Here is a 26,006-nt window from a genome sequence, read left to right as displayed (position 1 = left end):
GGAGCCACCTCCACGGCCGGCGCGGTGGCGTCAGGACATTCCCACGGCACCTGCGGCGCCGACCCGTCCCCGACCACTCTCCCACCAGCGCCTCGCCGGCGCCGTGACCTGCTCTGGCCCCGGCCACCTGCACAACGGACGGCGGCCGGTCAGAAGGTGCTCATGGGCTGTCTCCGTGCTCACGTGAGCCAGGCCGGCCGCTGCGAGCCGGGCGTCCTCGACCCGCTGGTTGGTCTCCGCGACGGCGGATGGCTGTCGTTGTGGCGGCCAGTGCTCGAGAAGCGCAACTCGACGGTCCCCCGACCAGGTGAACAGGCCCACCTCCTGTTGCCGCTGACCACGAGCGATCCCACGTTCGTGATCACGGCCGGAGACGCCGGCCGCTCGGAAGCGGAGGAACCGTGACCACCGAACAGCACTCGCCCACTCCCGCGAAGCAGCAGAACGGCCTCGCGGTCGCCTCCCTCGTCACCGGCATCGTGGGCATCGTCTTCGCCGTCCTGTTCGCCGTCATCGGGCTGGCCCTCGGCGTGGTGAGCGTCGCCCTCGGTGCGGTCGCCCGCCGCAACGGCGCCCGCAGCGGGAAGGCGACCGCCGGACTGGTCACCGGTGCCGTGGCGATCGTCGTGGCGATCGTGAACATGGTGATCGCCTACAACGTCCTGACCTGACCCATGGACGCACGACGGCGCCGGCTCCCCGAGGGGTCCGGCGCCGTCGTGCGTGACGGGGCCTCATTGCAGGGCGTCCTCGCTCGTTCCTCGCTGCGATGCTCCCAAGGCTGTCGTCAGACGGAGCTGACGGTCTGACTCCGCGCGCCGGTCCGCTCCTCGCTCGTTCCTCGCTGCGATGCTCCCAGGGCTGTCGTCAGACGGTGAAGCGTGCCACCGCGTCCTCCAGCTCCCCGCTCATCCGCGCCAGCTCGCCGGCCGCGCGCTGGGCGTCGGCGACCCGCTGGTTGGTCTCCTGCGTACCGGCGGCGAGCCCGGTGATCGCCGCGGCGATGCCCTGGGTGCCGCTGGCCGCCTCGGCGACGTTGCGGTTCATCTCGTTGGTGGTCGCCGTCTGCTCCTCGACCGCCGCGGCGATGGTCGCCTGGAAGTCGTTGATCTCGCCGATCACCGTGCTGATCTGGCTGATCGCGTCCACGGCGCCCGCGGTGTCGGCCTGGATGGCCTCGACGCGCTTGGAGATGTCCTCGGTGGCCCGGGCGGTCTCCTGCGCCAGCTCCTTGACCTCGCTGGCCACGACGGCGAAGCCCTTGCCGGCCTCGCCCGCCCGCGCCGCCTCGATGGTGGCGTTGAGCGCGAGCAGGTTGGTCTGCTCGGCGATGCCGTTGATCAGCTTGATGACCGTGGCGATCTCCTGGGAGGAGTCGCCGAGCTTGCCGACCGTCCTCGTGGTGTTCTCGGCGACCGAGACGGCCTGACCGGCGACGCGCGCGGCCTCGGTGGCGTTGTGCGCGATCTCCCGGATCGCGGACTCCATCTGCGAGGAACCGGTGGCCACGGTGTCGACGCTGGAGGCGACTGCCCCGGCGGAGGCGACGACCTCGTCAGCCTGGCCGGCCGCGGTCTGCGCGTTCGTCCGCATGCCCTCGGCCGCTGCGTTGAGCTGCGTCGACGCCGCCGCCAGTCGGGTGGACGAGTCGTTGACCAGGACCAGCACGGTGCCGATCGCGTCGAGCGTCTCGTCCAGCGACTCGGCCATCTCGCCGAGCTCGCCGCCGCCGGTGCGGCCGGCGCGGACGCTGAGGTCGCCGGCGGCCACCTGGCCGAGGACCTCGCGGATCCGCTGAACCGGGCGGGTGACGCTGCGCGACACCAGGACGGCGAGGACGACGGAGACGACCAGGCCGACGACGATGATCAGTAGCGTGAGAGTGCGGCCGGTCTCGTACGCGTTCTGCGCCTCGGTGGTCGTCACCTGGGCGGTGGCGGACGCCGCCTCCGTGGCCGTGACGAGCGACTCGACGATGGTCGCCTCGAACTCGTTCATCGGCTGGATGATCGCCATCTGCTGGACGGGGGTCAGTGTGCCCGTGCCTGCGACGAGCTGGCCGAGCAGCTCCAAGTATCCCTGTGACGCGGAGGCGAACTCATCGAACGCGGCGCGCGTCTCCGCCGACATGGGCAGCTCGACGGCTGTGGCGGTGTTCTCCGCGAGCGCCTGCGCGGCGAGCCCGGCCTTCTCCTGCGACGACGCACGGCTCTCAGCCGGCAGCGTCTGGATGTTGGCCCGAGCGGTGTAGGCGGACAGCTCCCACCAGTTCACCTGGAGCTCGCGCAGAGCATCGACCGGCACGGTGCCCTCGGCGTAGACCTTCTCGGCCTGGTCGCTCAGGACGGACATCCGCTGGATCCCGAAGGCACCGACGCAGACGGTCGTGAGGGCGACGACCAGGATGGCGCCCAGCATCCGCGAGCGCAGTCCCCAGGAGCGGCCTCGGCCGGCAGGCTGCTCGCTGCTCACGTCCTCGGCCACCGTGAAGTCAGCTGCCTGCGTCGAATCCATCGTCGTGATCACTCTCCCGAGATCGGCACCGTCCGTGCCTGTCACATTCCTTTCGGCAACGAGCTGCCGAGGTTCAGCCGGACGTCAGCGGCCGGCCCGATCACTGATCGGGCCGGTCGCGTCGGTGCAGATGAGGGGCGCTCAGAAGCGGAAGCCGCCCAAGAGCTCTTGCAGCCGCCCGGACACCTGCGCCAGCGCGTCGGCGGTCTCCTTCGACGCCTCCACGTGCGGACGCCCCTCCGACCTGCGGCTTTACAGCGCCCGGAGGAATTGCGCCACGCCGTCGTCCTCGTTGGTGCCGGTGACATCCGTGGCCACGGCCATGAGATCGGGATGGGCGTGGGCCATCGCCACCGCCCGGCCGCCGGCGGCGCGCACCCACTCGAAGGCGGCGATGTCGTTGGGCATGTCCCCGAAGACGACGACGTCCTCCGGGCCGATCCCGTGCCGGGCGGCGACCGCGGCGAGACCTGACGCCTTGGTCACGCCGGCGGCGGAGATCTCGGCCAGGGCGTCGGTGGAGGAGTTGGTGACCGTGGCCCGGTCGCCGACGACGTCCTCCACCAGCGCCACGAACTCGTCCCGCGGCAGGTCCTCGTGGCGGGCCAGCAGCTTGGCCACGGGCTGGACGACCATCTCCGCCAGGGTGGCCTCGGCGACCCCGGGGGCGTCGACGTCCCACCGTGGCTTGTAGATCGGCTCGTGACGGAACTCCAGGCCGTACTCGACCGCGAACCACGTGTCCGGCTGTCGCCGGCGCAGCTCGGCCGTGACCGTCCGGAGGACGTCGGGGTGCACCGGCTCCTCGTGCAGGATCTCGAAGGTCCCGAGGTCCAGGAGCACCGCGCCGTTGCAGCAGACCGCCGTCCCGGAGCCGAGCACCTCGCGGATCCGGTGCATCCAGCGCGGCGGGCGGCCGGTGGCCAGCACGACCGGGACGCCGTCACCGCGCCAGCGGTCCAGCTCGGCGACCGTGGCCTCGCTGACGGTGTCGTCCCAGCGCAGCAGCGTGCCGTCCATGTCGCTGGCGATGAGGCGCGGCTTCCAGTCAGACATCCGCGATCACCGCTTCCAGGTAGCGCGCGACGCCGTCGGCGTCGTGCCCGCTGGTGACGCCGGTCGCCACCGCGTGGACGGCGGGGTGCGCGTTGGCCACCGCGATCGCCCGTCCCCGGCCTCGGCCACCGTGGTGAGCATCGGCAGGTCGTTGGGCATGTCGCCGAACACGAGCACGTCACCGAAGCCGACGCCGTACCGCTCCAGTGCGATCGCCAGGCCGGTGGCCTTGGTGATGCCCGGCGGCAGCACCTCGATGAAGCCCAGCCCCGCGTGCGTCACCTCGGCGTCCGCCGGATCCACGACGGCCTTCGCGCGGGCCAGCAGCTCGTCCTGCCCCAGGGCGGCCGAGCGCAGGAAGACCTTGAGGACGGCGCCCGGCGGCAGGACCTCGTGCTTGGGCAGCAGGTGGGCGGGCTCGGGGTAGGGCCAGTCGAACCCGTGCTGCACGCGGAGCGGGCCGGAGATCTCGCTCTGCTCCGAGGCGTCCTCGACCGCCATGATCAGGTCCCCCGCGACCGCCTCGATCCGGTCGATCACCGCCTGCGCCTGGTCGCGGGGCAGGCCGACCGTGCGCAGCACCTCGTCGCGCTCGAGGTCGACGACGAACCCGCCCTGGGCGAGCACCGCGATGCCGCGGCCGTCGAGCGCGACCCGGACGCTGTCGAACAGCCGGGGACCGCGGCCGGTGACGCCCACGACCGGGATCCCGGCGTCCCAGCAGCCCTCGAGCGCCGCCCGCGTCCGCGGGCTCACCTCGCCGTCGCTGTCCAGCAGCGTGCCGTCGAGATCGCTGGCGACCAGCTTGGGCCGCCAGGGGCCCAGCTCGCCGAGGTCGATCACCCGGTCCCTGTCGGGCAGGACGCCGTAGGCCTTGAGGGCCTTCGGTCGTTCCCGGCTCATGCGGGGGCACCGCGGCCGAGAGCGTCATCCCGGGGTGAGCTCCTCCACCCCGCCGAGCCACGGGCGCAGCACCTTCGGGACGTGCACGGCGCCGTCGGCCCGCTGGTGGACCTCGAGCAGGCACGCGATGGTGCGGGCGATCGCGCACAGCGTGCCGTTGAGCGTCGCCGCCGTCTGCGGCTTCCCGTCCTCGTCGCGGTAGCGGATGTTCAGCCGCCGCGCCTGGAAGGTGGTGCAGTCGGAGGTGCTGGTCAGCTCGCGGTAGGTGCCCTGCGTCGGGAACCAGGCCTCGATGTCGTACTTGCGGGTGGCACTGGTCCCCAGGTCGCCGGCCGCGATGTCGACCACCCGGTAGGGCAGCTCCAGCGCCTGCAGGAACTCCTCCTCCCAGGCCAGCAGCCGCAGGTGCTCGGCCTCGGTCTCCTCCGGCCGGCAGAAGCTGAACATCTCGACCTTGTCGAACCAGTGGACGCGGATGATGCCGCGGGTGTCCTTGCCGTAGGAGCCGGCCTCGCGGCGGAAGCAGGAGGACCAGCCGGCGTAGCGCCTCGGGCCCGCGGAGAGGTCGAGGACCTCCTTGGCGTGCATGCCGGCGAGCGCGACCTCCGAGGTGCCGACGAGGTACAGGTCGTCCCGCTCGATCTTGTAGACCTCCTCGTCGTGCTCGCCGAGGAAACCGGTGCCCTCCATCGCCTCGGGCTTGACCAGCGCGGGAGCGATGACCGGGGTGAAGCCGGCGGCCACGGCGCGGCTGATCGCCAGCTGGGCCAGCGCGAACTCCAGCAGCGCGCCCGGGCCGGTGAGGAAGTAGAACCGGGCGCCCGAGACCTTGGCCCCACGCTCCATGTCGATGGCGCCGAGTGCCTCGCCGATCTCGATGTGGTCGCGCACCGGGAAGTCGTAGGTGGGCACCTCGCCGGCGGTCCGCAGGGTCACGGCGTCGTCCTCACCGCCCGGCGGCACCTCGTCGGCGACGACGTTCGGCAGCTTGAGGTGCGCCTCGCGCAGCGCGGCGTCGGCGGCCCGCTGCTCCTCCTCGGCCTCCTTGACCTCCGCGGCCAGCGCCTTCGCCCGCTCGAGGACCGCGGGCCGCTCCTCGGGGTGGCCTTCTTGACCGCCTGCGAGGCGTTCTTCTGCTCCCCGCGCAGATCGTCGGCCCGCTTGACAGCCTCGCGCCGCGCGGCGTCGGCGGTCAGCAGCGCGTCGACCAGGGACTCGTCGCCGCCCCGGGCGCACTGGCTGGCACGGACGAGGTCGGGGTTCTCGCGCACGAGTCGCAGGTCGATCACGCCACGATCGTAGGTGGCGGGCAGGGGCCGGCCGCATGAGCGGACGTGGAGCCGAACCACGGCGCGGCTGCACGTCCGGTCCTCCGGCTGGACCGGCTCCGCGCATGGTCTGGTCAACCAGACCATGCGCTCCATACACTTGTGGCATGACTGGGACCGATCCGGTGAACGTGTACGAAGCGAAGACACAGTTGTCCCGCCTGATCGACCGCGCGCTCGCCGGTGAGGACGTCGTCATTTCCCGGGCCGGGAAGCCGATGGTGCGCCTGGTCCCCGTGCCGCCGAAGCCGGCACGACGAACGCCGGGAAGCGCGCGGAGCCAGATCCGGATCGCGCCCGATTTCGACGAACTGCCGGAGGACATTGCCGCGGCCTTCCGTGGCGGTCGGGCGTGAGGTTGCTCCTGGACACCCACGCCCTGCTCTGGTGGCTGGCGGACGACCCGCAGCTGGACCGGTCCGCCGCAGAGGCCATCGCGGAGGCCGACGTCGTCGCGGTCTCCGCGGCATCTGCGTGGGAAATCGCGATCAAGCAGGCCATCGGAAAGCTCAGCGGACCCGACGACCTGCCGGGTGAGCTGGTGTCGAACGGCTTCACCGAGCTGCCGGTATCCGTCGTGCACGCGGTGACCGCCGGAGCACTCCCACCGCACCATGCAGACCCGTTCGACCGGATGCTGATCGCGCAGGCCCGCATCGAGGCCCTGACGCTGGTCACCCGCGACCCCCGCCCGGTCGATTACGGGATCGCCTGGCTGCGCGCCTGAGACGTCGCGTACGCCGTCGCCCGCGCCGCGCGTCAGGGACAATGGGTTCCATGCGGTTCCTGCAGCGGCCTGACCACGACCTGACCTACGCCGACGTCTTCATGGTGCCGGCGCACTCCTCGGTCGGGTCCCGACTCGAGGTCGACCTGACCACGCCCGACCGGGTGGGGACGACGATTCCGATCGTCGTCGCCAACATGACGGCGATCTCCGGGCGGCGCATGGCCGAGACCGTGGCCCGCCGCGGGGGCTGGCCGTGCTGCCGCAGGACATCCCGGTCGACGTCGTCGGCGAGGTCGTCGCGTGGACGAAGTCCCGGCACCCGGTGTACGACACCCCGATCACCCTCGGCCCGACGTCCACCGTCGGCGAGGCGCTGGCGCTGCTGACCAAGCGGGCGCACGGGATCGTCGTGGTGGTCGAAGGCCGCGGCCCGGACGGCTTCACCCCCGTCGGCGTGGTCACCGACGGGCAGTGCCAGGGCGTGGACCGGTTCACCCAGCTGTCCGAGGTCATGACCCGCGAGCCGCTGACGGTTCCCGCGGGCACCGACCTCACCAAGATCTTCGACGTCCTCTCCGGTGAACGGGTGAGCGCGGCCCCGGTCGTCGAGGGTGACCGGCTGGTCGGCGTGATCACCCGCAAGGGCGCGCTCCGCTCCTCGCTCTACACCCCGGCGGTGAACGCCGAGGGCCACCTGCTCACCTCGGCCGCCGTCGGCATCAACGGGGACGTCGCGGGCAAGGCGGGCGCGCTGCTGGCCGCCGGCGTCGACGTCCTCGTCGTCGACACCGCGCACGGCCACCAGGAGAAGGCCATCGAGGCGCTGCGGGCGGTCCGATCGGTGGCCGGCTCCGTGCCGGTGGTGGCCGGCAACGTGGTGACGGCGGAGGGCACCCGCGACCTGATCGAGGCCGGCGCCGACGTGGTGAAGGTCGGCGTGGGCCCGGGCGCCATGTGCACCACGCGGATGATGACCGGCGTCGGGCGGCCGCAGTTCTCCGCCGTCGAGGAGTGCGCGGCCGCCGCGCGCGGGCTGGGCAAGCACGTGTGGGCCGACGGCGGCGTGCGGCACCCCGCGACATCGCCCTCGCGCTGGCCGCCGGCGCAGCCAACGTCATGGTCGGCTCGTGGTTCGCCGGCACCTACGAGTCGGCCGACGACATCCACGACGACGGGTCGGGCCGGCTCTACAAGGAGAGCTTCGGCATGGCCTCCGCGCGCGCGGTCAAGGCACGGACGGCGACCCAGTCGGGCTTCGAGCGGGCGCGCGCCGGGCTGTTCGAGGAGGGCATCTCGTCGTCCCGGATGTACCTGGACCCGGCCCGCCCGGGCGTCGAGGACCTGATCGACGGCATCGTGGCGGGCGTCCGCTCCTCCGCCACCTACGCCGGCGCCCGCACCATCGACCAGCTGCACGAGCGGGCGGTGCTCGGCGTGCAGAGCTCGGCCGGGTACGAGGAGGGTCGGCCCCTGCCGACGAGCTGGTGAAGCCGCTCCCGCTCCCGGTCTTCGAGCAGCTCGTCGCCGACGCGCTCGACGAGGTGCCGCCGGAGCTGATGGAGCTCGTCGACAACGTCGTGTTCCTGGTGGAGGACCGCAACCCCGAGGAACCGGACCTGCTCGGGCTCTACGACGGTTTCGCGCTGACCGAGCGCGGCTGGGAGTACGGCGGAGCGCTGCCGGACCGGATCATGATCTACCGCGAGGCCATCTGCGCGGTCTGCGAGACCGCCGACGACGTGGTCGACGAGGTCACGATCACCGTCGTCCACGAGATCGCGCACCACTTCGGCATCGAGGAGGAGCGCCTGCACGAGCTCGGCTGGGGATGAGGACCCTCCGGCCCAGCACGTCACCACGGGTAGCGTTTCGGGACGTGCCCGACGACACCGCCCCCGCGGTCGGCAAGCTGCCGATCAAGATGCTGCACGACCGCATCCTGGTGGCCCGGCGCACGGAGGACGGCGACCGTCGCTCCAGCGGCGGCATCCTGATCCCGGCGACCGCGCAGGTGGCCAAGCGACTGGTCTGGGGCGAGGCCCGCGGCGTCGGCGCCTCGGTCCGGCAGGTGAAGGTCGGCGACCAGGTGCTGTTCTCCCCGAGGACCAGCACGAGGTCGAGGTGCACGGCGAGGACCTGATCATCCTGCGCGAACGCGACGTGCACGCCGTCGCGGCCGAGCGCATCGAGGAATCGACCGGCCTCTACCTCTGACCCGGGCATAGGTACCTATACATGCGTTCTGAGCCCCGAGACGCACGTATAGGTACCTATGCCTCGGGTGGGCCGGGACGGCGGGAGTGCCGCATGGTCGCCTCGGTCATGTCGAGCAGGAACCGGCGGACGACGGCCAGCTCCTCCTCCGAGTAGGCCTCCATCGCGGCGCCGAGGTCCTTCGCCAGCCCGCCGAAGTGCTCCGCCCCCGCCGCCATCGCGGAGTCCGACATCTCCAGCGCCACCCGCCGCCGGTCCTCGACATCGCGCACCCGGCGCAGGTGGCCGACCTTCTCCAGCCGGTCGACCAGTGCCGTCACCGACGCCGACCGCAGCTCCACCGCCTCCCCAGCCGGCCGGCGGTCAGCGCCTCCCGCGGCGCGCGGCGTCCATGATCGCCACGAGCGCGCGGACGTCGGTGCGGTTGAGGCCGTGCAGCTGGGCGAATCGCTGGCCGACTGCATCCAGCTCGACGGTCAACCGGCGAAGGAGCAGTGCCAGCTCCTGTCGCTCACCCGCCTCCGCCATGTCCCTCCCCCATTCGCCCCGCGCCCGCTCCCGTCATAATCTCTCGACGATCGAGATTATCGAGCATCAAGGGAAATCATGCCTCGTCGCACCCCCGCCCTCCGCTGGCTGGTCCCGGCCTTCATCGCCGTGGCCTGGCTGGCCCTCGCCGGGCCGCTCGGATCGTTCAGCGGCAAGCTCGCAGAGGTCTCGGAGAACGATTCCGCCGCCTTCCTCCCCGACAGCGCCGAGTCCACGCGGGTCACCGAGCTCCAGCGGACCTTCCAGACCGAGCGCACGCTGCCGGTGATCCTGCTCTGGGAGAGCGAGGACGGCGCCCTCGACCCGGCCGCACTGGCCGGGGCCCAGGAACGCGTCGACGAGGCGGTCGGCATCGCCGAGGGCGCCGGCGCGCTCGAGGGCGAGCCGTCCCCGGCCATCCCGTCGGAGGACGGCGAGGCCGTGCAGGCGGTGCTGCCGTTCGACCCGGCCCTGGGGGATGCCCTGCCGGATGTGATCGGCGAGCTGCGCGCTCTCCCCGCCATCGACGGGACCACGGCCTACGTCACCGGCCCGGGCGCGATCTTCTCCGACTTCGCCGAAGGGTTCTCGGGCATCGACGGGCTGCTGCTCCTGGCCGCGTTCGGCGTCGTCCTGGTGATCCTGCTCGTCGTGTACCGCAGTCCGCTGCTGCCGTTCCTGGTCATCGGGACGGCGGGCATGGCGCTGGTCGTCTCCCTCGCCGTCGCGTACTTCCTGGCCGACCAGGGCTGGATCGCGGTCAACGGCCAGAGCCAGGGCATCGCCTCGATCCTGGTCGTCGGCGCGGCCACGGACTACGGCCTGCTCCTGGTCGCCCGCTACCGCGAGGAACTGCGTCGCGAGCAGTCGAGGTTCACCGCGATGCGGGTGGCGCTCCGGCAGTCGTGGGAGCCGATCCTGGCCTCGGGCGGGACGGTCATCCTCGGCGTCCTGTGCCTGCTGTTCTCCGACCTGGGCTCCAACCGGGGGCTCGGGCCGATCTCCGCGGTGTCCATCGCGTTCGCGATGCTCGCCGCCCTCACCTTCCTGCCGGCGGTGCTCGTGCTGTTCGGCCGCGCCGCCTTCTGGCCGTTCCGCCCGAAGCACGGGGAGGAGCACGCCTCCGGGCGCGGCTGGGAGGGCGTCGCGACCTCGGTCGGCCGCCGTCCGGGGCGGTACCTGCTCGGCAGCGTCGGCGCGCTCGTCGTCCTCGCGCTGTTCCTCCCCACCTTCGACTCCGACGGGATCCCGCTGTCGGAGGCCGTGCGCGGCGGCTCGGAGTCCGGTGCGGGGCAGGAGGCCCTGGCCCGGCACTACGAGGCCGGCGCCGCCAGCCCTGCGGTGATCATCACCCCGGTGGACGGCTGGGAGGACGTCGCCGACGCCGCGGCCGCCACCGAGGGCGTGGCGGAGGTCGAGCCGTTCACCGGCGAACGGGGTGGCCCGCCCGGCGCCGGCGCGACCCAGCCGGTCGAGGTCGACGGCCTCGTGCGGCTGGACGCCACCCTGGACGACGCCCCCGACAGCGAGGCCGCCCAGAGCACCGTCGCGGACCTGCGGACCGCCGTCGGCGACGTGGACCCCGATGCCCTCGTCGGCGGCTCCAGCGCCAGCGACCTGGACACCCAGGAGACGGCGGCCCGCGACCTGCTGGTGATCGTGCCGCTGGTGCTGCTGGTCATCACCGTCGTGCTCGCCCTGCTGCTGCGGGCGATCGTGGCGCCGCTCCTGCTCGTCGGCACTGTCGCGCTGAGCACGGCGGCGACCGTGGGCGTGGCCGCGCTGGTGTTCGACCACCTGTTCCAGTTCCCGGGCAGCGATCCGCAGGTGCTGCTGATCGGGTTCGTCTTCCTCGTCGCCCTCGGCATCGACTACAACATCTTCCTGATGACCCGGGCCCGGGAGGAGTCCATCCGGCACGGGGCGAGGGACGGCGTGCTGCGGGCACTGGCGGTCACCGGCGGCGTCATCACGAGCGCCGGGCTGGTCCTCGCGGCCACGTTCGGCGCGCTGACCGTGCTGCCGCTGGTGATCCTCATCCAGCTCGGGTTCCTGGTCGGCTTCGGCGTCCTGCTCGACACCTTCGTCGTCCGGACCCTGCTGGTGCCCGCCGCCGTCCACCTGATCGGCGACAGGGTCTGGTGGCCCAGCGCGCTGGCGAAGGGTCCGACGGCACCCGAGCCGGAGCAGCGCGAGCTCGAACGGGTGTGAGGGGCACCCCTCCCGCCGAGTGAGCAGTTGTGGTCGCCGACACGCGCCGACGCGCCGTGGCGAGCGACCACGACTGCCCACTCGGCCCGGGAGCGGGCGGGGCAGCGGGGCCGATGACGTCGCGACAGGATGGCGGCGTGAGCACTCTGCGCGTGGCCGTCCTGGGACCGGGTGGTGTCGGCGGGATGCTCGGCGCGCTGCTGGCGCAGGCGGGGTGCGCCGTCACCTGCGTGGCCCGGCCGGGGACGGCGGAGCGGATCGACGCGCACGGCCTGCACCTGTCCAGCGACCGGTTCGGGGAGGTCACCGCCCCGGCCCGCGGAACGACGCAGCTCGACGGCCCCGTCGACGTCCTGCTGGTCACGGCCAAGGCCCCCAGCTCGACGACGCCCTGGCCCGCGTGCCGGCCGACGTCCTGGGAACGGCGGTGCTGGTCCCGCTGCTCAACGGCCTGGACCACCTCCAGCTGCTCCGCGAGCGCTATCCGGCCGCGCGGACCGTGGCGGGCTCGATCCAGGTGGCCGCGCACCGGACCGAGCCCGGGAGCGTGCGGCACGAGGGCACGCTCGCCGAGGTGACCCTCGCGCCCGGCGCCGAGGACCTGGCCGCAGCGCTGAGTGGAACCGGGCTGACCGTGGCCGAGCACCCGGATGAGTGCCGGCTGCTCTGGGCCAAGCTCGCCTTCCTCGCCCCGCTGGCCCTGCTGACGACCGCGACGGGCGGGCCGCTCGGGCCGGCCCGCGAGCAGCGGGCCGAGCAGCTGCGCGCGGTCGTCGACGAGGTGGCCGCGGTGGCCCGCGCCGACGGCGCCGACCCCGATCCGGTCGCCGTCCTGCAGCAGCTGAACTCGCTGCCGGCGCAGATGCGCTCGTCCATGCAGCGGGACGTCGAGGCCGGGCAGCCTCCGGAGCTGGACGCGATCGGCGGCGCCGTGCTGCGGGCGGCCGCGCGCCACGGGGTCGACGTCCCCGTCACCCGGCAGCTGGTGGAGGAGATCCGCGCCCGGCCGAGTTGATCATCGCCCGTGTGCTCGGCCGGTCGGCGCGCCCGCGCGCGTCCCGTGCACGCAGCCGATGATCAACTGCAGCGGGAGCCGCGGATCCGCGCCAGCCAGTCCTCGGCCTCGGCGAAGGCGGCGTCGGCGGCGACCTCGGGCACCGGCACGTTCTCCCGCCCGTCGGCGCGCGCGTACGAGCCGAGGAAGCGGACGTCGTCGCAGACCCGGTGCAGCGCAGCCAGCGCCTCGCCCACGCGGGCGTCGGCGACGTGCCCCTCGCAGTCGAGGCTGAAGGAGTAGACGCCCAGCCGCTCCCGGGTCGGACGGGACTCGATGCGGGTCAGCGAGATGCCGCGGACGGCGAACTCGCTCAGCAGCGCGAGCAGCGCGCCGGTGCGGTCGCCGACGACGGCCACCAGCGAGGTCTTGTCGTTGCCCGTGGGGGCCGGCAGCGCACCCGCCGGCTCCACGAGCACGAAGCGGGTGACTGCGCCGGGGTTGTCGGCGAGGTCCTCGACCAGCGGCGCCAGCCCGTACCGCTCGGCCGCGATCGGGGCGCACACGGCGGCGTCGAAGTCCCCTGCCGCGACGGCCGCGGCGGCCCCGCCGTCGAGGACACCGGCAGCGGGACGACGTCCGGGAACAGCTCGGCCAGCCGCCCCGCGGTCTGCGCCAGGGCGTGCGGATGACTGGCCACCGAGCGCACCCCGGCCAGCGCGGTGCCGGGCCGGGCCGCGAGGACGAAGGAGACGTCGAGGAAGACCTCGCGGGTGATCACCAGCGGGGCGCCGTCGGCCAGTCCGTCCATCGTCGCGGGCACCGAGCCCTCGACGGAGTTCTCCAGCGGGACCAGCGCTGCGTCGACGTCCCCGTTCGGACGGCGGCCAGCGCCGCCGGAACACTCGGCTGGGGGTACCGGGCTCCCTCCGAGGAGGCAACGGCGGTGCGGAGCGCCGCCTCGGCGAAGGTACCCTCGGGCCCGAGATAGGCGAACCGCGTCGGAGACGTACTGGGTGGCATCCCGGGCATCCGACGAGGGTAGTGCGGTCGGGTCCGGGGCGTGTCCCGACCCGGGGAACCGAGTCGTCACCGACAGACCCGGCCGCGCGCAGGCTGGCCCGACGCGTCAGTGGGGAGGCAAGGGGTGAACCCCAGCCCGGCACGGGTCGCCGTCGGCGACCTCGCGGTCGTGCTCTGGCGCCTGCTGGACGCCAGCTCCCGGGAGGACTCCACCACCTTCGTCAGCCTCCTGGACGACGCCGACGCCGCGCTCGCCGAGTCCACGGATCCGCGGTGGACCGCCTGGCGGCACACCCTCGCCGCCCGGCGGGCGCTGTTCGAGAGCGACCCGGACGTCGCCGTCGACCGCGTCGCGGCCGCCCGCGAGGCGCTGGACACGTGCCCCCGTCGGCCGACACCGCGCTGACGCTGGCCTACCTCGCCCACGTGGAGGTCACCGCCGACCACTTCGACGCCGCGATGCTGCTCGCGGTCGACGCCAGCCTGCTCACCGAGGGGCCCAACGCCGGCGAGCCGAGCCGCGCCCTGCACCAGGCGCACCGCTGGCTGTCGCTGACCCTGTCGGGGCTGGACCTGGAGGAACTGGCCGTCTCGCACGCCGTCCGCGGGCACCGGATCGCCGCCGTCCTGCCCGACCTCGCCGACCAGTGGCAGCTGCTGCAGCTCTCGGCCCAGCAGCACGCCGAGCTGGCCCAGACCCTGCGCCGCCGCGGCGACTCCGAGCGGGCCCGGGCCCTGGCCGCCGTCGCGATCGCCCAGGCGACCGAGGCCCGCGAGATGGCGTGGGACCCGGACCCGGCCGACGCCGACCTGCTCGACGTCGTCCAGGCCTGGGCCATGAACAGCTCCGACGACCTCGACAGCGCCATGGGCCCGCTGCGCCGGGTCCGCCGGCGAGTGCAGGAGCACGGCGGCCTGTGGCTGCGCGGCTACACCGACCTCGTGCTGGCCCGCCTGCTGGTCCGCGTCGCCCAGCGGGACGAGGACGAGGAGTACGGCGAGGAGGCGATCGGGCTGCTGGTCGACGCCGCGGGCGCCTTCGTGGCCTCGGGTGACCGCCGCCGCTACCGGCAGTGCCTGCTCGAGCTGGGCCAGAACTCCGCCGACCTGGGCCGGCCCGCCGACGCACTGCACTGGCTGGAGGCCTACCGCGCCGACACCGGGCGGGCGCACTCGCGCGGCCGGGAGATGTGGGCGGAGATGTTCATCCGGCGCAGCCGGCTCCGCGAGGCCGAGCGCCAGGCCGCGCTGCTGCGCCGGCACGCGCTGGAGGACCCGCTCACCGGCCTCGGCAACCGGCGCAGCGCCGAGCGGCGGCTGGGGGCCATGCGGCTGGGCGAGGAGCCGCTGTCGCTGGCCGTCGTCGACGTCGACCGGTTCAAGCTGGTCAACGACGAGGCGTCGCACACGCACGGCGACGCCGTCCTCCGGCGGGTGGCCGACCTGCTGCGCGAGCACAGCCGCACCGGTGACGAGGTGTACCGCTGGGCGGGTGACGAGTTCCTCGTCGTGCTGCCGACGGCGACCGAGGCCCAGGCGGTCGTGGTGATGGAGCGGCTGCGCGCGGCCGTGGCCGCCGCGGACTGGAGCGACCTCATCCCCGGCCCGGTCACCGTCAGCATCGGCGTGGCGACCGCACCGGCCGTCGACGAGGACCAGCCGCCGGTCGATCCTCCCCGCGGGACATCCGGCTGGCGGGCGCTGTTCGACACCGCCGACCTGCACCTGTTCTCCGCGAAGCGCAGCGGCCGCAACCGCGTGCGCGCTCCCGGCGGCGAGCCCGCTCCGGAGACCGCCTCCGGGCCCGCCGCCGACGCCGGCGAGACTCCCGGGGACACCGCGTGACCCGCGCCGCCTGGGACGCGTGGGACGCGTCGGGCGGGGACGGCGCGTTCCCGACCATGTGCTCGACAGCGGTGCCGACGCGGTGCACAGTGCGCTGGTGCCGCCCGGAACCCTGCACCGCCGGGTGACCGCTGCGCTGGCGAACTGGCAGCTCGACGACGCCGAGGAACTCCTCGCCGACGTGGAGCAGGAGCCCTCGCCCTACGTCGCTGCGGACCCGGTGGCCGACGCCTCCGGGGACGCCCCTGTCTCGCTCGGCAAGGCGTGGGCGGACACCCTGCGCGCCGAGCTGCTCGTGCGCCGGCTCCGGGTGGCCGGCTTCACCCTCGTCGGCGACCCGGTCGCCTCCGACGACTCCGCGGGCGACCCGCTCGACCTGCACGCCGGCGTCGCCGACCTCATCGAGGGCACCGGCGGATCCGGGCAGGGGTCGGGCCAGCACGGGGAGGCAGATCCGCGGTCGGAGTCCGCCTCCCGCGCGGCCCTGGCCATCGCCCTGGTGCGGTCGGCGAAGGCCGCCTTCGACGCGTCCGACGACGACCTGCAGCGCGCCGCCGGTCTGGCCCGGCACGCCCGGATCGAACTGCTCTCGAGGCGCATCGACGCCGCCATGGACGAGGCCGTCGAGGCCGCCAGCCTGCTCGACCCCGTCCTGCCGCCGAGCGCGCTGCTGGTCGACACGCTCGGCACGCTCGCCGGCGTGCTCGCGGACCTCGAGCTGATGCCACTGGCGCTGGACTACCAGCGACGGGCCCACGAGGCGGCGACCATCGCCGCCGCGGACCCCGACGTCCTGGCGTCGACCGGCGAGGGCGACGCCGCTCTCGACGGCGACGTCCTGGTCGCCACCACGGCCACCTGTCTCGGCGAGCTCTGCGCGGAGCTGGGCGAGAGCCTCATGGACGACGGCGTCCCCGAGGCGGCCGGATCGCACTTCGCCGAGGCCCGCCGGCTGGCCGAGCAGGCCCTCGCGCTGCTCCCCGGAGAGCCGCGGGATCGTGACCGCGCAGGTCGTGCACGGCTGGGCGCTGGTGGGGCTGGGCGAGCACGCCGCGGCCATCGGTCCCCTCCGCGCCGCCGTCCGGATCACCTCGGCGACCGCCGACCGCGCGCAGCTGGCGTCGGCGCAACTGGCCCTCGGACGCGCGCTGCGCCGGCAGGGCGACGTGTCCGAGGCCGACGAGCACCTGGTCTCCGCGCTGAACCTGGCCACCGAGCACGGCCTGCCCGGCTGCGCCGGGCCGCGCTGCGCGAGCTGTGCACCCTGCACGCCGAGCTGGACGACGCAGGCCGGGCGCTGCCCTACCTGCAGGCCTACCTGTCCGACGAGCTGGACCGGGTGGACGAGCGACGCACCCGCTGGGTCGAGCTGTTCGGCCGGCGCAAGAGCCTGCTGGAGACGGAGCGGGCCGCGGGCCAGCTCCGCCGCCAGGCCTACGAGGACCCGCTCACCCACCTGCCCAACCGGCGCTACGCCGAGGCCCGGCTCGACGGGCTGCTGGCCACCGGCGGTTCGCCGGCGCTGGCCGTCGTCGACGTGGACCGCTTCAAGTCGATCAACGACGCCTTCGGGCACCCGGCCGGCGATGCCGCCCTGCGCACCGTCGGTGAGCTGCTGGTGGCCGGCGTCCGCGACACCGACGAGGTGTGCCGCTGGGCCGGCGACGAGTTCGTCATCCTGCTGCCCGACACGACCGCCGAGCAGGGCGAGCGGGCGCTGGAGCGGATCCGCCGGTCGGTGGCGACCTACGACTGGTCCTCGCTCGGGATCGAGGCGCCGGTCACCATCAGCGTCGGCATCGCGTCGGCGGCCCGCGGCGACGACCGGCGGACGCTGTTCGCGGCGGCCGACGGCGTCCTCTACGACGCCAAGCGCAGCGGCCGCGACCGCGTCGTCCGGCTGTCGGGCGTGACCCAGACCCGGGCGGCCGGCACCAGCCCCTCGATGCCCTGTTCGGCCCTCCGCCCGTGACGCCGGACGAGGGCGAGGTCGTCCGCGACGATGCTCCGGACGACGAGCCGGTTCGCGCCGCCGCGCCGCCCGCGCCGGCGGACGACCGGAACGACGGGTTCGCCGCGCTCCTGGACGCGCCTCGTCCGGCCGACCCGCCGCTGGGCCTCGGCAGCCCGCTCGAGCCCCTGCTGGGCCCGGCGATCGAGGTCGTCGTGCCCGAGCTCGTCCCCGTCGCCGAGCCGGTCCAGCCGACCGTCGTCGCGGAGCCGGCCCAGCCGACCGTCGTCGCGGAGCCGGCCGCCCCGGCCACGCGCCGCGCGGCCTCCGTGGAGCCGGAGGTCGTGTGGGCCACCGGCCGCACTACCGAGCAGGTCCTCGCGCTCGTCCGCGAGGCCCGTCGCGAGCACCCCGACCGCCCGGCGCTCGTGCTGCGCGCCGCCGCGGAGACGCTGGTCGCGCTCGCCTCGGAGCACGACGCCTACACGACGATGGACGCCGCCGCGATGGCCGCGGCCGTCGGGCCCGTGCCGGAGCCGGTGGGGCGCGTGCACGTGCTGTGCGCCGGCGGCGCCGACGGCCCCGTCGCGGCCGAGGTGGGCTTCGTCGCCCGGATCACCGGCACCCGGGTGGTCCGCGTGGACGACGTCGCCGGGAGCCGCCTCCAGGATCTGCTCTCCGACGGTTCGGCCCTCGCCGACGCCGACTGCCTGGTGGTCGTCGCCGGGATGGACGCCTCCCTCGCGGCGACGGTCGGCGCCATGGCCGATGTCCCCGTGGTGGCGGTCCCGACGTCGACCGGGGCGGTGAACGCCTTCGCCGGCCTCGGCGCGCTGATGACGATGCTGAACTCGGCCGCGCCCGGCGTCGCCGTCACCACCATCGACAACGGCTACTCCGCCGGTGTCTTCGCCGCCCGCGTCGCCCGCCGCTCCGGGCGCGGCTGACCCGCGCCGCCAGCCGCCCTCGACCCGCCCTAGGGGCAGGGCTCGCCCGCAGGAACGGCGTCCAGATGGACCCGGTCGGTCGCGGTGCCGCCGTCGGCCACCAGGGTCTGGGTGCACACGTCCCAGTCGGGCTGGATCTCCCGCCCTCGGCACGGGCATCGGACGCGCTCACCTGCGCGCCGGCCTCCTTCAGCCCGGCGATCGCCTCACCCAGCGGCAGCGCCGACAGGTCGGGGAACGCGACCACCTCCTCGACGGGGGACTCGACGGCGGTGGCCGGAGCGGCCGACGACGTGGCCGCACCGTCGGCCTGCGCCGTCGTGTCGTAGGACACGACCATCAGGACCGTGGCCGCGAAGGCCACGGGGATCGCAGCGCCGACGAGCAGGGCGGCCACCCCGGCGAACCGGGTGCGAGCCGGCTCCGGTCGACGGTCTCGGTTCCCTGCACTGCCGGTCATCCCACTCCTCCGCGATGGGGAGACCCGAGCGTATCGGCGCGTGAACGGCAGCGCTGACGTCGTCATCCAATCGTCGGACGTCGTCATCCGACCGTCGCGGACCTGCGCCCCCGCCTGTCCCGGCCCGGACGCCGGTAGGAGGATCGGCGGGTGACCATCGGCTGGTTGGATCTCTCGGCGGGTGCCTCGGGCGACATGCTGCTGGGCGCGCTGGCCGACGCCGGGGTGCCGCTGGAGGTCCTCGCCGGCGCGGTGGGGGCGCTGCCGGTGGAACGGATCCGGCTGGGAACCGAGCGGACCACCCGTCACGGGCTCGGGGCCACCCGCGTGCACGTCTCCGCACCGCCGTCGTCGGAGCACCGCACCTGGGCGTCCGTCCGCGCGCTGCTGACCGATGCGGACCTCTCCGCCCCCGTCCGGGACGGCGCGCTCGCGGTCTTCGAACGGCTGGCCGTGGCGGAGGGCCGCGTGCACCGGGTGTCCCCCGACGACGTGCACTTCCACGAGGTCGGGGCCCTGGACGCCCTGGCCGACGTCGTGGGCGTGGTCGCCGGCTTCGAGCACCTCGGCCTGACCCGCCTGACCGCCTCGCCGGTGACCCTGGGCAGCGGCTCGGCGCGCGGCGCGCACGGCGTCGTCCCGATCCCCGGCCCGGCGGTGCTCGAGCTCCTGGCCGGGGTGCCGGTGGTCGCGGGCCCCGTCGCCGCCGAGATGTGCACCCCACCGGGGCGGCCCTGCTCGCCGCCCGCGTGGACGAGTGGACGGCGCTGCCGCCGATGCGGGTCGCGCGCGTCGGCACCGGCGCCGGCGGCCGCGACCCCGTCGAGCTGCCCAACGTCGTGCGCCTGGTGCTGGGCGAGGCCGCGGACCCGGCGCCGGCCGGTCCCCTGGTGCTGGAGAGCCCCGTCGTCCTCGAGACCAATGTCGACGACCTGGACCCGCGGCTGTGGCCCGGCGTCCTGGAGGCGCTGTTCGCGGCCGGCGCGTCCGATGCCTGGCTGACGCCGATCCTGATGAAGAAGGGCCGCCCGGCCCACACGCTCTCGGCCCTGTGCGCGCCCGACGACGTGGCCGCGGTGCAGGCGGCGGTCTTCGCGACGACGTCGAGCATCGGCCTGCGGATCGTCCCGGTCGGGAAGGTCGCGCTGGAGCGGGTGCACAGCTCGGTCGAGGTGCTCGACGGCGCCGTCGGGGTGAAGATCGCCGTGCACGGCGGGCGGGTGGTCAACGTGAGCGTCGAGTACGCCGACGTCGCGGCGCTGGCCGGCCGGCTGGGCCTGCCGGTCAAGGAGGCGCTGCGGGCCGCCACCGCCGCGGCGGAGGCCGCCCATCCGGTCGGTCGGCCCGCCCGGTGACCGCGACCAGGCCACTGGGGGCCGGTGGCCTGCCGCGGCCGGGCAGGTGGTGGCGCAGGATGGTGCCGTGCTCGCCCCTCCCCCGGAACCACGTCCGGGAGACGGCTCCCCCGCCGGCTGACCCAGCTCTCGCCGGCCTGCTGCTCTACGGCGTGTCCATGGCCCTGATCATCCGGTCGGCGCTGGGCAACATGCCGTGGGACGTGCTGCACCAGGGGCTCGCCGACCGGCTGGACCGCTCGATCGGCACCGTCGCCATCGCCGTCGGGGCGCTGGTGCTGCTGGCCTGGATCCCACTCCGCCAGCGGCCCGGGCTGGGCACCGTCAGCAACGTCGTCGTCCTCGGGCTGGCGCTGGACGCGACGCTCGCCGTCGTCCCGGCGCCGTCGTCCCTGCCGCTGCGGGTCGGTCTGCTGCTGGCCGGCGTCCTGCTCAACGGGGTCGCCACGGCCGCCTACATCGGTGTGCAGATGGGGCCGGGCCCGCGCGACGGGCTCATGACCGGCCTCGTCCGCCGCACCGGCCGCTCGGTGCGACTGGTGCGCACCACCATCGAGGTGGCCGTCGTGGCCTGCGGCTGGCTGCTCGGGGGCACGCTCGGGCTGGGCACCGTGCTGTACGCGGTGGCGATCGGCCCGCTGGTGCAGGTCCTGCTGCCGGGGCTCTCCGTCGGGCCGGCGGTCAGCCCTGCTGCGCGCCCCACTCCGCCAACCGTCGCTCCTGCTCCTCCGGGCTGACGTCCTCCACCTTCGTCATGACCGCCCAACGGTGGCCGAACGGGTCGTAGATCGAGGCGAAGCGGTCGCCGGTGACGAAGGTGTCGGGCTTCTCCCGGACCGTCGCCCCGCGCTCGACCGCCGTCGCGAAGACGGCGTCGACGTCGGGTACGTAGATGCAGGTGGAGCCGCTGACCGCGTCGGTCGACCGGTCGGGGACGACGAGGCCGTACTGCTCGTTCGGGTCACTGAGCTGCAGCCGCCCGTCGCCGAGGTCGAGCTCGGCGTGCAGCACCGTGTCGCCGGGCCCGTCCATCCGGCTCACGACGGTCGCGCCGAAGACGTCGGCGTAGAAGCGGATGGCCTCGGCGGCGGGCGAGCAGACGAGGAACGGCGTCAGGGTGGTGTAGCCCGCAGGCTTGCCATGCGTGATCGTCATGTCGCCCAGCCTGCCTAGGCTGCGGGGGTGGCGTCTTGGAAGAACGCGACAGTCCTCGACCGCGCGGCCACCCTCCGCGGGGTGCTGCGGCCGGCCGAGACCGCGCAGCGGGCGGGCCTGCGCCGCGACGCGCCGGTCAGCGAGGCGTTGCGGCCCTTCGTGGAGCGGTACTGGTCGGTGCGGTGGGACCTGACCGGCCGGCCCCCGTTCCGGTCGGAGGTGCTCAGCCATCCCAGCGTGAACGTGTCCGTGGAGACCGGCACCGAGCCGCGCTTCGGCTTCGCGCTGCCCGCCGTCCTCGTGCACGGGGTCGTCACCCGACGGTTCAGCGTCGACCTGACCGGCGCCGGCCGGGTGACCGCGGTGAAGTTCCGGCCCGGCGGGTTCACCGCCCTCACCGGCATCCCGCCCGCGCGCAACACCGTCGAGCCGCTGGGCGCCGAGCTCGGGGTGCCGGCTGACCGGCTCCTGGCCGACGTCCTGGCGCCGGAGGACGACGACGCGCGCGCCGCGGCACTCGACACGGCAATGCTCCCCTCGCGTCGGAGCCGGTCGACGCCTACGTCGACCTGCTCGGGCTGATCGGCGCGATGATCGCCGACCGCGGGCTGGTCCGCGTCGACCAGGTCGCTGCGCTGGGCGGACTCAGCGCGCGGTCGCTGCAGCGGCTCTTCGCCGGGTACGTCGGCGTCAGCCCCAAGGCGGTGCTGGCCCGCTACCGGCTGCAGGACGCCGCCGCCGCGATGGACGCCGGCGAGGTGGTCGACCTGGCCGGCCTGGCGGCGTCGCTGGGCTGGTTCGACCAGGCCCACTTCAGCCGCGACTTCCGCGCCGTCGTCGGCGTCACTCCTTCGGCCTACCTGCAGCGGGCGCGCTCGGCTCCCTAGTCCGGAGCCCGGCCCGGACGACGGGCACCACGGCCAGCACCAGCAGGGCCACCGCGACGGGCCCGCCCAGCGCCCAGGCGGCGAACACCAGCAGCGAGGCGACCTCGATGCCGAGGCCGGCGACCGAGGTGATCGTGGCCCGGTGGGTGCTGGCGATCCCGTCCTGCAGGCGTGCCTCCGCCACGACCAGGACCGCGAGGTAGAGCGCGTAGAACACCGCGACGACGCCCAGGGCCGCCGGCCGGGCCCAGACGGCGGCCACCGCCAGGCAGCCGGCCGCCGCGACCAGCAGACCCAGCAGGGCTCGGCCCGGCAGCCGGTCCGCCCGTCCACCCAGCGCGGCACCGGCGGCTCCGGCGAGCGCGATCACCAGCACCGCGACCGGGACAGCGGTGGTCGGCACCCCCAGCCGCCGGCGAGCACGGGGAAGTACTCCTCCACCGCGTCGAGACCGCCGATCAGCGCGGCGGCGAGCACCAGCACGCGCAGCGCCGGCGATCGCAGCGCCTCCACGACGCCCGCCCGCAGCGACATCTCCTCCTCGTCGTCGTCGGCCCGTGGCGCTTCCGGGAAGCGCAGGGCGAGCGCGGCGGCGGCCAGGCAGACGGCCACGCTCGCCCAGCCGACCAGGGCGTATCCGCCCACCGCGAAGAGGACGCTGGCGGCGAGCGCCGTGGGCACCTGGACGACGAGCTCGGCCGACGTCATCCAGCCGTTGACCCGCACGTAGGAGTCGCTCGCGCCCAGCGCGGCCAGACCGTCGTACACCAAGGCCTCGCTCGCACCCGAGACGAGCGCGCCCGCCACTCCCCACACCACGAACCCGACCGCGAACGCCTCCAGCTGCGGCGCCGCCGTCCACACGGCGAACGCGACCGCCTGCAGGATGCCGGCCAGGACCACGACCCCGCGCCGGGACCACCGGTCGGCGAGCACGCCCGCCGGCACCTCGGCGACGAAGGCGGTGATCGACCAGACGGCGAACAGCGCGGAGATCTGCCCGGCGGAGAGCCCGGTGTCGAGGAAGAGCAGCGCGTAGAGCGGGTACAGCGGCACCAGCTCGGACAGCGCGGCCCAGCCCACGGCCAGGCGGGCCAGCGGCCGTGCGGCAGGCGGGAGGGCGTTCGGCGAGGGGCGTCAACGGAACGGCATGTGCGGAGGCTAACGCGCAGCGCCGCGTCCCCGCGACGGCTTTGCCGACGGGGTCCTCGATTACCGTGGCCGGGACGAACTGAACTGTCCGAGCACCGCCCGGCAGTGCCGAGCGGAGGAGAGTTCTCGTGGTCCTGTCGGTCATCGCGACGGCCTTCATCCTGGTGCTGCCGGTCGAGCTGCCGGACAAGACGCTGTTCGCCAGCCTCGTCCTCGCCACCCGCTTCCCGCCGCTGCCGGTCTTCGTCGGCGTCGGCGCCGCGTTCGGCCTGCAGGTCGCGATCGCCGTCACCGCCGGGTCGCTGCTCTCCCTGCTGCCAGAGGCCCTGGTGAGCGGCATCGTCGCGGCGCTGTTCCTCGTCGGCGCGGTCATCCTGTGGCGCAGCGCCTCGGAGGAGCCCGAGGAGGAGGACCTGGACTACGCGAAGCAGGGCACCTCGTTCCTGCGCGTCGCGGCGATCTCCTTCGGCGTCCTGTTCGCCGCGGAGTGGGGGACCTGTCGCAGCTGGCCACCGCCGGCCTCGCCGCTCGCTACGACGAGCCGCTGTCGGTGTTCGTCGGCGCCTGGGCAGCGCTGCTCGTGGTCTCCGGCCTGGCGGTCTTCCTCGGCAAGAAGCTCGCCGACCGGCTGCCGATCGCCCTCATCCGGCGCGTGGCGGCCGGTCTGTTCGTCGTGTTCGCGGTGTTCGCGATCGTGGAGACGGTCCGCGCGCTGACCGGCTAGGAAACCACCGCGATCCGCGACCGGCGACGATGGGAGGATGCCCGGTGATGGAGCCGGCCGTGCAGGTGAGCGAGCTGGTCAAGCGCTACCCCGGCCGGCCGACCAACGCCGTCGACGGCATCTCCTTCACCGTCGCGCGGGGCGAGGTCTTCGGGCTGCTGGGACCCAACGGCGCCGGGAAGACGACGACGATCGGCGTTCTCACCACCCGCGTGCTGCCCACGTCGGGCACCGCGAGCGTCGCGGGCGTCGACGTCGCGGCCGATCCGGTGACCGCGCGCAGCCGGCTCTCCGTCGTCCCCCAGCGGCCCAACCTCGACCGCGCGCTGACCGCGCGGCAGAACCTCGTCTTCCACGCGGCGTACCACGGCATCGGGCGAGCCGATCGCAACCGCCGGGCCGACGCCCTGCTCGAGCAGCTCGGCCTGGCCGATCGCGGCAACGACAAGGTGGACAACTACTCCGGCGGCCTGGCCCAGCGGTTGCTCATCGCCCGCGCCCTCATGCACGCCCCGCAGGTGATCTTCCTGGACGAGCCGAGCACCGGCCTCGACCCGCAGGCCCGCCTGTTCGTCTGGGACCGGGTCCGCGAGCTCAGGGACGGCGGCGTGACCGTCGTGCTCACCACGCACGACATGGACGAGGCGGCGGCGCTGACCGACCGGGTCGGGATCGTGGACCACGGGCGGCTGCTGGCCCTGGACACCCCGGCGGCGCTCACCCGGTCGCTGCCGGGCAGTGCCACCCTGGACGTCGACGTGGAGCCGGCCGCCGGCGACACCGACGACGACGTGCTGACGGCGCTGTCCGCCCTGCCCGCCGCCGAGCGGGTGGAGCCGGTCGCCGACGCCGGCGGGCTGCGCGCCCGCATCTACCTCTCCGGTGACGCCGCCGCGCTGGTCGGCCCGGTGGCGGACACGCTGACCGCCCGCAGGGCCCGTCTCAGCGGCGTCCGCATCGGGGAACCCAGCCTGGAGGACGTCTTCCTCAGCCTGACCGGACGGGAACTCCGATGAGGTCCGTCGCCGACGCCGCGACACCGACGACACCGGCGGCACCGGACGTCGGACGCGCGTTCCGGGCCCTGCTGTGGCGCGACGTATTCGTCACCGGCCGGGAGCTCGTCCCCTTCCTGCTCCAGGTCGTGCTCCAGCCGGTCTTCCTGCTGTTCGTGTTCGGCAAGGTGCTGGTCGAGCTCGGGTTCACCACGAGCGAGTACTCCGACGTCCTGCTGCCCGGCGTGATCGCGCTGGCCGCCTTCCTCACGGCCCTGCAGACCACGGCGTTCCCGCTGGTCATCGACTTCTCCTTCACGAAGGAGATCGAGGACCGGCTGCTGGCGCCGCTGCCGACCCACCTGGTGGCGGTGGAGAAGATCGTCTTCTCCCTGCTCCGGGCGCTGATCGCCGCGGCGGCCATGTTCCCGATCAGCCTGTGGGTGCTGGGCTCGCTGCCGGTGACCTGGTCCGACGTCCCGGTCCTGCTCGTGTTCCTCGTGCTGGGCTCCCTGGTCGGGGCCTGCGTCGGGATGACCATCGGCACGTTCGTCACCCCCAACCGGATCAACGTGGTGTTCGCCGTCGTCCTCACGCCGCTGCTGTTCACCGGGTCCACGCAGTTCCCGTGGCAGTCGCTGGACTCGCTGCGCTGGTTCCAGGTGGTCTGCGCGGTCAACCCGCTCACCTACGTGAGCGAGGCCCTGCGCTCGGAGATGGCCCCCGGCGTGCCCCACCTGCCGATGTGGGTCTGCGCGCTCGCGCTGCTCGGGTTCCTCGCCGTCTTCGGCGCCGCCAGCCTGATCGGTTTCCGTCGCCGAGCGCTGGACTGAGCCCCTACGCCTGCGGGCGTGGACTTCCGGGCGACGGTCATCCTCCGCGGCCGGACGGCGACCGGTATCCAGGTGCCCGACGACGTCGTCGAGGCGCTGGGCGGGGGCAAGCGCCCCCGTCGTCGTCACAGTCGGCGGCCACACCTACCGGACCACGGTGGCGCCGATGGCCGGGGCGTTCTGGATCCCGCTGGCCGCGGA

At 74.1% G+C, this 26,006-nt stretch carries 32 protein-coding genes and 7 pseudogenes; 25 read left to right on the top strand and 14 right to left on the bottom strand.

What is annotated here, in order from left to right:
- Positions 1–183 precede the first annotated feature (183 nt).
- Positions 184–405 (top strand): hypothetical protein, encoded by a 222-nt coding sequence (locus tag U6N30_RS31890; protein ID WP_324275449.1) that lies wholly within the window; start codon positions 184–186, stop codon positions 403–405.
- Positions 402–671, top strand: coding sequence for a DUF4190 domain-containing protein (locus U6N30_RS31885; RefSeq protein WP_324275448.1), 270 nt, complete (start codon positions 402–404; stop codon positions 669–671). The genes U6N30_RS31890 and U6N30_RS31885 overlap by 4 nt, the downstream gene beginning before the upstream one ends.
- 196 nt (positions 672–867) lie before the next feature.
- On the opposite strand, the gene U6N30_RS31880 is transcribed toward U6N30_RS31885, so the two are convergent.
- From U6N30_RS31880 to U6N30_RS31855, 6 genes and pseudogenes are all read right to left on the bottom strand, one after another.
- Entirely contained in the window at positions 868–2,514 is a 1,647-nt protein-coding gene (locus U6N30_RS31880) for a methyl-accepting chemotaxis protein (protein ID WP_324275447.1), read from the bottom strand.
- Between the two features lie 252 nt (positions 2,515–2,766).
- A complete protein-coding gene (locus U6N30_RS31875) occupies positions 2,767–3,570 on the bottom strand; it encodes a Cof-type HAD-IIB family hydrolase (RefSeq protein WP_324275446.1) in 804 nt (267 codons plus the stop codon).
- Positions 3,563–3,640: a hypothetical protein gene (locus U6N30_RS31870; RefSeq protein ID WP_324278562.1), complete on the bottom strand. Its 78-nt coding sequence runs from the start codon at positions 3,638–3,640 to the stop codon at positions 3,563–3,565. The genes U6N30_RS31875 and U6N30_RS31870 overlap by 8 nt, the downstream gene beginning before the upstream one ends.
- Positions 3,641–3,756: 116 nt before the next feature.
- Positions 3,757–4,473: pseudogene (locus tag U6N30_RS31865) on the bottom strand (HAD hydrolase family protein); the annotation flags it as partial.
- A 24-nt stretch (positions 4,474–4,497) separates the two neighbouring features.
- On the bottom strand, positions 4,498–5,709 hold the full coding sequence (gene serS / locus U6N30_RS31860) for a serine--tRNA ligase (protein WP_324275445.1): 1,212 nt from the start codon (positions 5,707–5,709) through the stop codon (positions 4,498–4,500).
- A pseudogene (locus U6N30_RS31855) lies at positions 5,628–5,888 on the bottom strand (hypothetical protein); the annotation flags it as partial. The pseudogene U6N30_RS31855 and the gene serS, both read right to left, overlap by 82 nt.
- Positions 5,889–5,932: 44 nt before the next feature.
- On the opposite strand from U6N30_RS31855, the gene U6N30_RS31850 reads away from it, so the two are divergent.
- From U6N30_RS31850 to U6N30_RS31820, 7 genes and pseudogenes are all read left to right on the top strand, one after another.
- Positions 5,933–6,157, top strand: coding sequence for a type II toxin-antitoxin system Phd/YefM family antitoxin (locus tag U6N30_RS31850; RefSeq protein ID WP_324275444.1), 225 nt, complete (start codon positions 5,933–5,935; stop codon positions 6,155–6,157).
- The gene (locus tag U6N30_RS31845; RefSeq protein WP_324275443.1) at positions 6,154–6,528 is read left to right on the top strand and encodes a type II toxin-antitoxin system VapC family toxin; all 375 of its coding nucleotides are present in this window, start codon (positions 6,154–6,156) and stop codon (positions 6,526–6,528) included. The genes U6N30_RS31850 and U6N30_RS31845 overlap by 4 nt, the downstream gene beginning before the upstream one ends.
- Positions 6,529–6,578: 50 nt before the next feature.
- Positions 6,579–6,917 (top strand): IMP dehydrogenase, encoded by a 339-nt coding sequence (locus U6N30_RS31840; protein WP_324275442.1) that lies wholly within the window; start codon positions 6,579–6,581, stop codon positions 6,915–6,917.
- A pseudogene (locus U6N30_RS31835) lies at positions 6,854–7,543 on the top strand (IMP dehydrogenase); the annotation flags it as partial. The gene U6N30_RS31840 and the pseudogene U6N30_RS31835, both read left to right, overlap by 64 nt.
- 104 nt (positions 7,544–7,647) lie before the next feature.
- Positions 7,648–8,019, top strand: coding sequence for an IMP dehydrogenase (locus U6N30_RS31830; RefSeq protein ID WP_324275441.1), 372 nt, complete (start codon positions 7,648–7,650; stop codon positions 8,017–8,019).
- Positions 8,016–8,363, top strand: a complete 348-nt coding sequence (locus U6N30_RS31825) for a metallopeptidase family protein (protein WP_324275440.1) — start codon at positions 8,016–8,018, stop codon at positions 8,361–8,363. Before U6N30_RS31830 ends, U6N30_RS31825 begins: the two co-directional genes overlap by 4 nt.
- Before the next feature lie 44 nt (positions 8,364–8,407).
- A complete protein-coding gene (locus tag U6N30_RS31820) occupies positions 8,408–8,671 on the top strand; it encodes a hypothetical protein (protein ID WP_324275439.1) in 264 nt (87 codons plus the stop codon).
- Positions 8,672–8,801: 130 nt separating this feature from the next.
- Here the strand turns inward: U6N30_RS31820 and U6N30_RS31815 are convergent, their stop codons facing one another.
- Positions 8,802–9,086, bottom strand: coding sequence for a MarR family transcriptional regulator (locus U6N30_RS31815; RefSeq protein WP_324275438.1), 285 nt, complete (start codon positions 9,084–9,086; stop codon positions 8,802–8,804).
- A gap of 22 nt (positions 9,087–9,108) precedes the next feature.
- Positions 9,109–9,273, bottom strand: coding sequence for a hypothetical protein (locus tag U6N30_RS31810; RefSeq protein WP_324275437.1), 165 nt, complete (start codon positions 9,271–9,273; stop codon positions 9,109–9,111).
- Between the two features lie 78 nt (positions 9,274–9,351).
- Here U6N30_RS31810 and U6N30_RS31805 point away from each other — a divergent pair, with 78 nt between their 5' ends.
- The 3 genes and pseudogenes from U6N30_RS31805 (at position 9,352) to U6N30_RS31795 (ending at position 12,499) form a co-directional block, all read left to right on the top strand.
- Positions 9,352–11,484 carry an MMPL family transporter gene (locus tag U6N30_RS31805; RefSeq protein WP_324275436.1) on the top strand — a complete coding sequence of 711 codons (2,133 nt, stop codon included), beginning with the start codon at positions 9,352–9,354 and terminating at the stop codon, positions 11,482–11,484.
- Between the two features lie 113 nt (positions 11,485–11,597).
- A pseudogene (locus U6N30_RS35055) lies at positions 11,598–12,013 on the top strand (ketopantoate reductase family protein); the annotation flags it as partial.
- Positions 12,002–12,499, top strand: a complete 498-nt coding sequence (locus U6N30_RS31795; protein WP_422678167.1) for a ketopantoate reductase family protein — start codon at positions 12,002–12,004, stop codon at positions 12,497–12,499. The pseudogene U6N30_RS35055 and the gene U6N30_RS31795, both read left to right, overlap by 12 nt.
- Positions 12,500–12,561: 62 nt before the next feature.
- On the opposite strand, the gene U6N30_RS31790 is transcribed toward U6N30_RS31795, so the two are convergent.
- Together U6N30_RS31790 and U6N30_RS31785 are read right to left on the bottom strand one after the other, a co-directional pair.
- On the bottom strand, positions 12,562–12,897 hold the full coding sequence (locus U6N30_RS31790; RefSeq protein ID WP_324275434.1) for an ACT domain-containing protein: 336 nt from the start codon (positions 12,895–12,897) through the stop codon (positions 12,562–12,564).
- A complete protein-coding gene (locus tag U6N30_RS31785; protein ID WP_324275433.1) occupies positions 12,852–13,301 on the bottom strand; it encodes a prephenate dehydratase domain-containing protein in 450 nt (149 codons plus the stop codon). Before U6N30_RS31785 ends, U6N30_RS31790 begins: the two co-directional genes overlap by 46 nt.
- 324 nt (positions 13,302–13,625) lie before the next feature.
- On the opposite strand from U6N30_RS31785, the gene U6N30_RS31780 reads away from it, so the two are divergent.
- Genes U6N30_RS31780 through U6N30_RS31765 form a run of 4 tightly spaced genes read left to right on the top strand, consistent with a single transcriptional unit; the run spans position 13,626 to position 18,244 of the window.
- On the top strand, positions 13,626–13,907 hold the full coding sequence (locus tag U6N30_RS31780; RefSeq protein WP_324275432.1) for a hypothetical protein: 282 nt from the start codon (positions 13,626–13,628) through the stop codon (positions 13,905–13,907).
- On the top strand, positions 13,880–15,346 hold the full coding sequence (locus U6N30_RS31775; protein WP_324275431.1) for a GGDEF domain-containing protein: 1,467 nt from the start codon (positions 13,880–13,882) through the stop codon (positions 15,344–15,346). Before U6N30_RS31780 ends, U6N30_RS31775 begins: the two co-directional genes overlap by 28 nt.
- Before the next feature lie 58 nt (positions 15,347–15,404).
- Positions 15,405–17,318, top strand: a complete 1,914-nt coding sequence (locus tag U6N30_RS31770) for a GGDEF domain-containing protein (RefSeq protein ID WP_324275430.1) — start codon at positions 15,405–15,407, stop codon at positions 17,316–17,318.
- The gene (locus U6N30_RS31765) at positions 17,315–18,244 is read left to right on the top strand and encodes an AIR carboxylase family protein (protein ID WP_324275429.1); all 930 of its coding nucleotides are present in this window, start codon (positions 17,315–17,317) and stop codon (positions 18,242–18,244) included. Before U6N30_RS31770 ends, U6N30_RS31765 begins: the two co-directional genes overlap by 4 nt.
- On the opposite strand, the gene U6N30_RS31760 is transcribed toward U6N30_RS31765, so the two are convergent.
- Positions 18,171–18,641 (bottom strand): hypothetical protein, encoded by a 471-nt coding sequence (locus U6N30_RS31760; protein ID WP_324275428.1) that lies wholly within the window; start codon positions 18,639–18,641, stop codon positions 18,171–18,173. The two genes, U6N30_RS31765 and U6N30_RS31760, sit on opposite strands and share 74 nt — an antisense overlap.
- A gap of 258 nt (positions 18,642–18,899) precedes the next feature.
- Between U6N30_RS31760 and larC the strand changes: the two are divergent.
- Both larC and yczE read left to right on the top strand, forming a co-directional pair.
- Positions 18,900–20,059: pseudogene (gene larC / locus U6N30_RS35050) on the top strand (nickel pincer cofactor biosynthesis protein LarC).
- A 158-nt stretch (positions 20,060–20,217) separates the two neighbouring features.
- Positions 20,218–20,796, top strand: coding sequence for a membrane protein YczE (gene yczE, locus U6N30_RS31745; RefSeq protein ID WP_324278561.1), 579 nt, complete (start codon positions 20,218–20,220; stop codon positions 20,794–20,796).
- Here the strand turns inward: yczE and U6N30_RS31740 are convergent.
- Positions 20,741–21,214 (bottom strand): VOC family protein, encoded by a 474-nt coding sequence (locus U6N30_RS31740; RefSeq protein WP_324275426.1) that lies wholly within the window; start codon positions 21,212–21,214, stop codon positions 20,741–20,743. The genes yczE and U6N30_RS31740 overlap by 56 nt on opposite strands.
- A gap of 27 nt (positions 21,215–21,241) precedes the next feature.
- Here U6N30_RS31740 and U6N30_RS31735 point away from each other — a divergent pair, with 27 nt between their 5' ends.
- Positions 21,242–21,796, top strand: a complete 555-nt coding sequence (locus U6N30_RS31735) for a DUF6597 domain-containing transcriptional factor (protein WP_324275425.1) — start codon at positions 21,242–21,244, stop codon at positions 21,794–21,796.
- 8 nt (positions 21,797–21,804) lie between these two features.
- Complete coding sequence (locus tag U6N30_RS31730) at positions 21,805–22,101, top strand: helix-turn-helix domain-containing protein (protein ID WP_324275424.1); 297 nt, start codon at positions 21,805–21,807, stop codon at positions 22,099–22,101.
- Here U6N30_RS31730 and U6N30_RS31725 read toward each other — a convergent pair.
- A complete protein-coding gene (locus tag U6N30_RS31725; RefSeq protein WP_324275423.1) occupies positions 22,058–22,504 on the bottom strand; it encodes a hypothetical protein in 447 nt (148 codons plus the stop codon). The two genes, U6N30_RS31730 and U6N30_RS31725, sit on opposite strands and share 44 nt — an antisense overlap.
- The gene (locus U6N30_RS31720) at positions 22,468–23,184 is read right to left on the bottom strand and encodes an MFS transporter (RefSeq protein ID WP_324275422.1); all 717 of its coding nucleotides are present in this window, start codon (positions 23,182–23,184) and stop codon (positions 22,468–22,470) included. Before U6N30_RS31720 ends, U6N30_RS31725 begins: the two co-directional genes overlap by 37 nt.
- A gap of 197 nt (positions 23,185–23,381) precedes the next feature.
- Between U6N30_RS31720 and U6N30_RS31715 the strand changes: the two are divergent.
- The 5 genes and pseudogenes from U6N30_RS31715 to U6N30_RS31695 form a co-directional block, all read left to right on the top strand.
- Positions 23,382–23,555: pseudogene (locus U6N30_RS31715) on the top strand (TMEM165/GDT1 family protein); the annotation flags it as partial.
- A gap of 74 nt (positions 23,556–23,629) precedes the next feature.
- Complete coding sequence (locus tag U6N30_RS31710) at positions 23,630–23,977, top strand: TMEM165/GDT1 family protein (RefSeq protein ID WP_324278560.1); 348 nt, start codon at positions 23,630–23,632, stop codon at positions 23,975–23,977.
- Positions 23,978–24,024: 47 nt separating this feature from the next.
- A complete protein-coding gene (locus U6N30_RS31705; protein ID WP_324278559.1) occupies positions 24,025–24,993 on the top strand; it encodes an ABC transporter ATP-binding protein in 969 nt (322 codons plus the stop codon).
- Complete coding sequence (locus tag U6N30_RS31700; RefSeq protein ID WP_324275421.1) at positions 24,990–25,805, top strand: ABC transporter permease; 816 nt, start codon at positions 24,990–24,992, stop codon at positions 25,803–25,805. Before U6N30_RS31705 ends, U6N30_RS31700 begins: the two co-directional genes overlap by 4 nt.
- A 10-nt stretch (positions 25,806–25,815) precedes the next feature.
- A pseudogene (locus U6N30_RS31695) lies at positions 25,816–25,989 on the top strand (hypothetical protein); the annotation flags it as partial.
- Between the last annotated feature and the right edge of the window lie 17 nt (positions 25,990–26,006).

The sequence above is a fragment of the Blastococcus brunescens genome, assembly GCF_035320885.1.
GTDB lineage: Bacteria > Actinomycetota > Actinomycetes > Mycobacteriales > Geodermatophilaceae > Blastococcus_B > Blastococcus_B brunescens.
The sequence above is the reverse complement of the archived record's forward strand: the minus strand, read 5'-3'. Positions and strand labels throughout refer to the sequence as shown.

Excerpts from the sequence above, each read along its gene's own strand:
- U6N30_RS31730 (WP_324275424.1), top strand. The coding sequence starts at position 21,805 with ATGATCGCCGACCGCGGGCTGGTCCGCGTCGACCAGGTCGCTGCGCTG.
- U6N30_RS31705 (WP_324278559.1), top strand. The coding sequence starts at position 24,025 with ATGGAGCCGGCCGTGCAGGTGAGCGAGCTGGTCAAGCGCTACCCCGGC.
- U6N30_RS31740 (WP_324275426.1), bottom strand. The coding sequence starts at position 21,214 with ATGACGATCACGCATGGCAAGCCTGCGGGCTACACCACCCTGACGCCG.
- U6N30_RS31700 (WP_324275421.1), top strand. The coding sequence starts at position 24,990 with ATGAGGTCCGTCGCCGACGCCGCGACACCGACGACACCGGCGGCACCG.
- U6N30_RS31875 (WP_324275446.1), bottom strand. The coding sequence starts at position 3,570 with ATGTCTGACTGGAAGCCGCGCCTCATCGCCAGCGACATGGACGGCACG.
- U6N30_RS31810 (WP_324275437.1), bottom strand. The coding sequence starts at position 9,273 with ATGGCGGAGGCGGGTGAGCGACAGGAGCTGGCACTGCTCCTTCGCCGG.
- yczE (WP_324278561.1), top strand. The coding sequence starts at position 20,218 with ATGGCCCTGATCATCCGGTCGGCGCTGGGCAACATGCCGTGGGACGTG.
- U6N30_RS31880 (WP_324275447.1), bottom strand. The coding sequence starts at position 2,514 with ATGGATTCGACGCAGGCAGCTGACTTCACGGTGGCCGAGGACGTGAGC.
- U6N30_RS31805 (WP_324275436.1), top strand. The coding sequence starts at position 9,352 with ATGCCTCGTCGCACCCCCGCCCTCCGCTGGCTGGTCCCGGCCTTCATC.
- U6N30_RS31830 (WP_324275441.1), top strand. The coding sequence starts at position 7,648 with ATGGTCGGCTCGTGGTTCGCCGGCACCTACGAGTCGGCCGACGACATC.
- U6N30_RS31840 (WP_324275442.1), top strand. The coding sequence starts at position 6,579 with ATGCGGTTCCTGCAGCGGCCTGACCACGACCTGACCTACGCCGACGTC.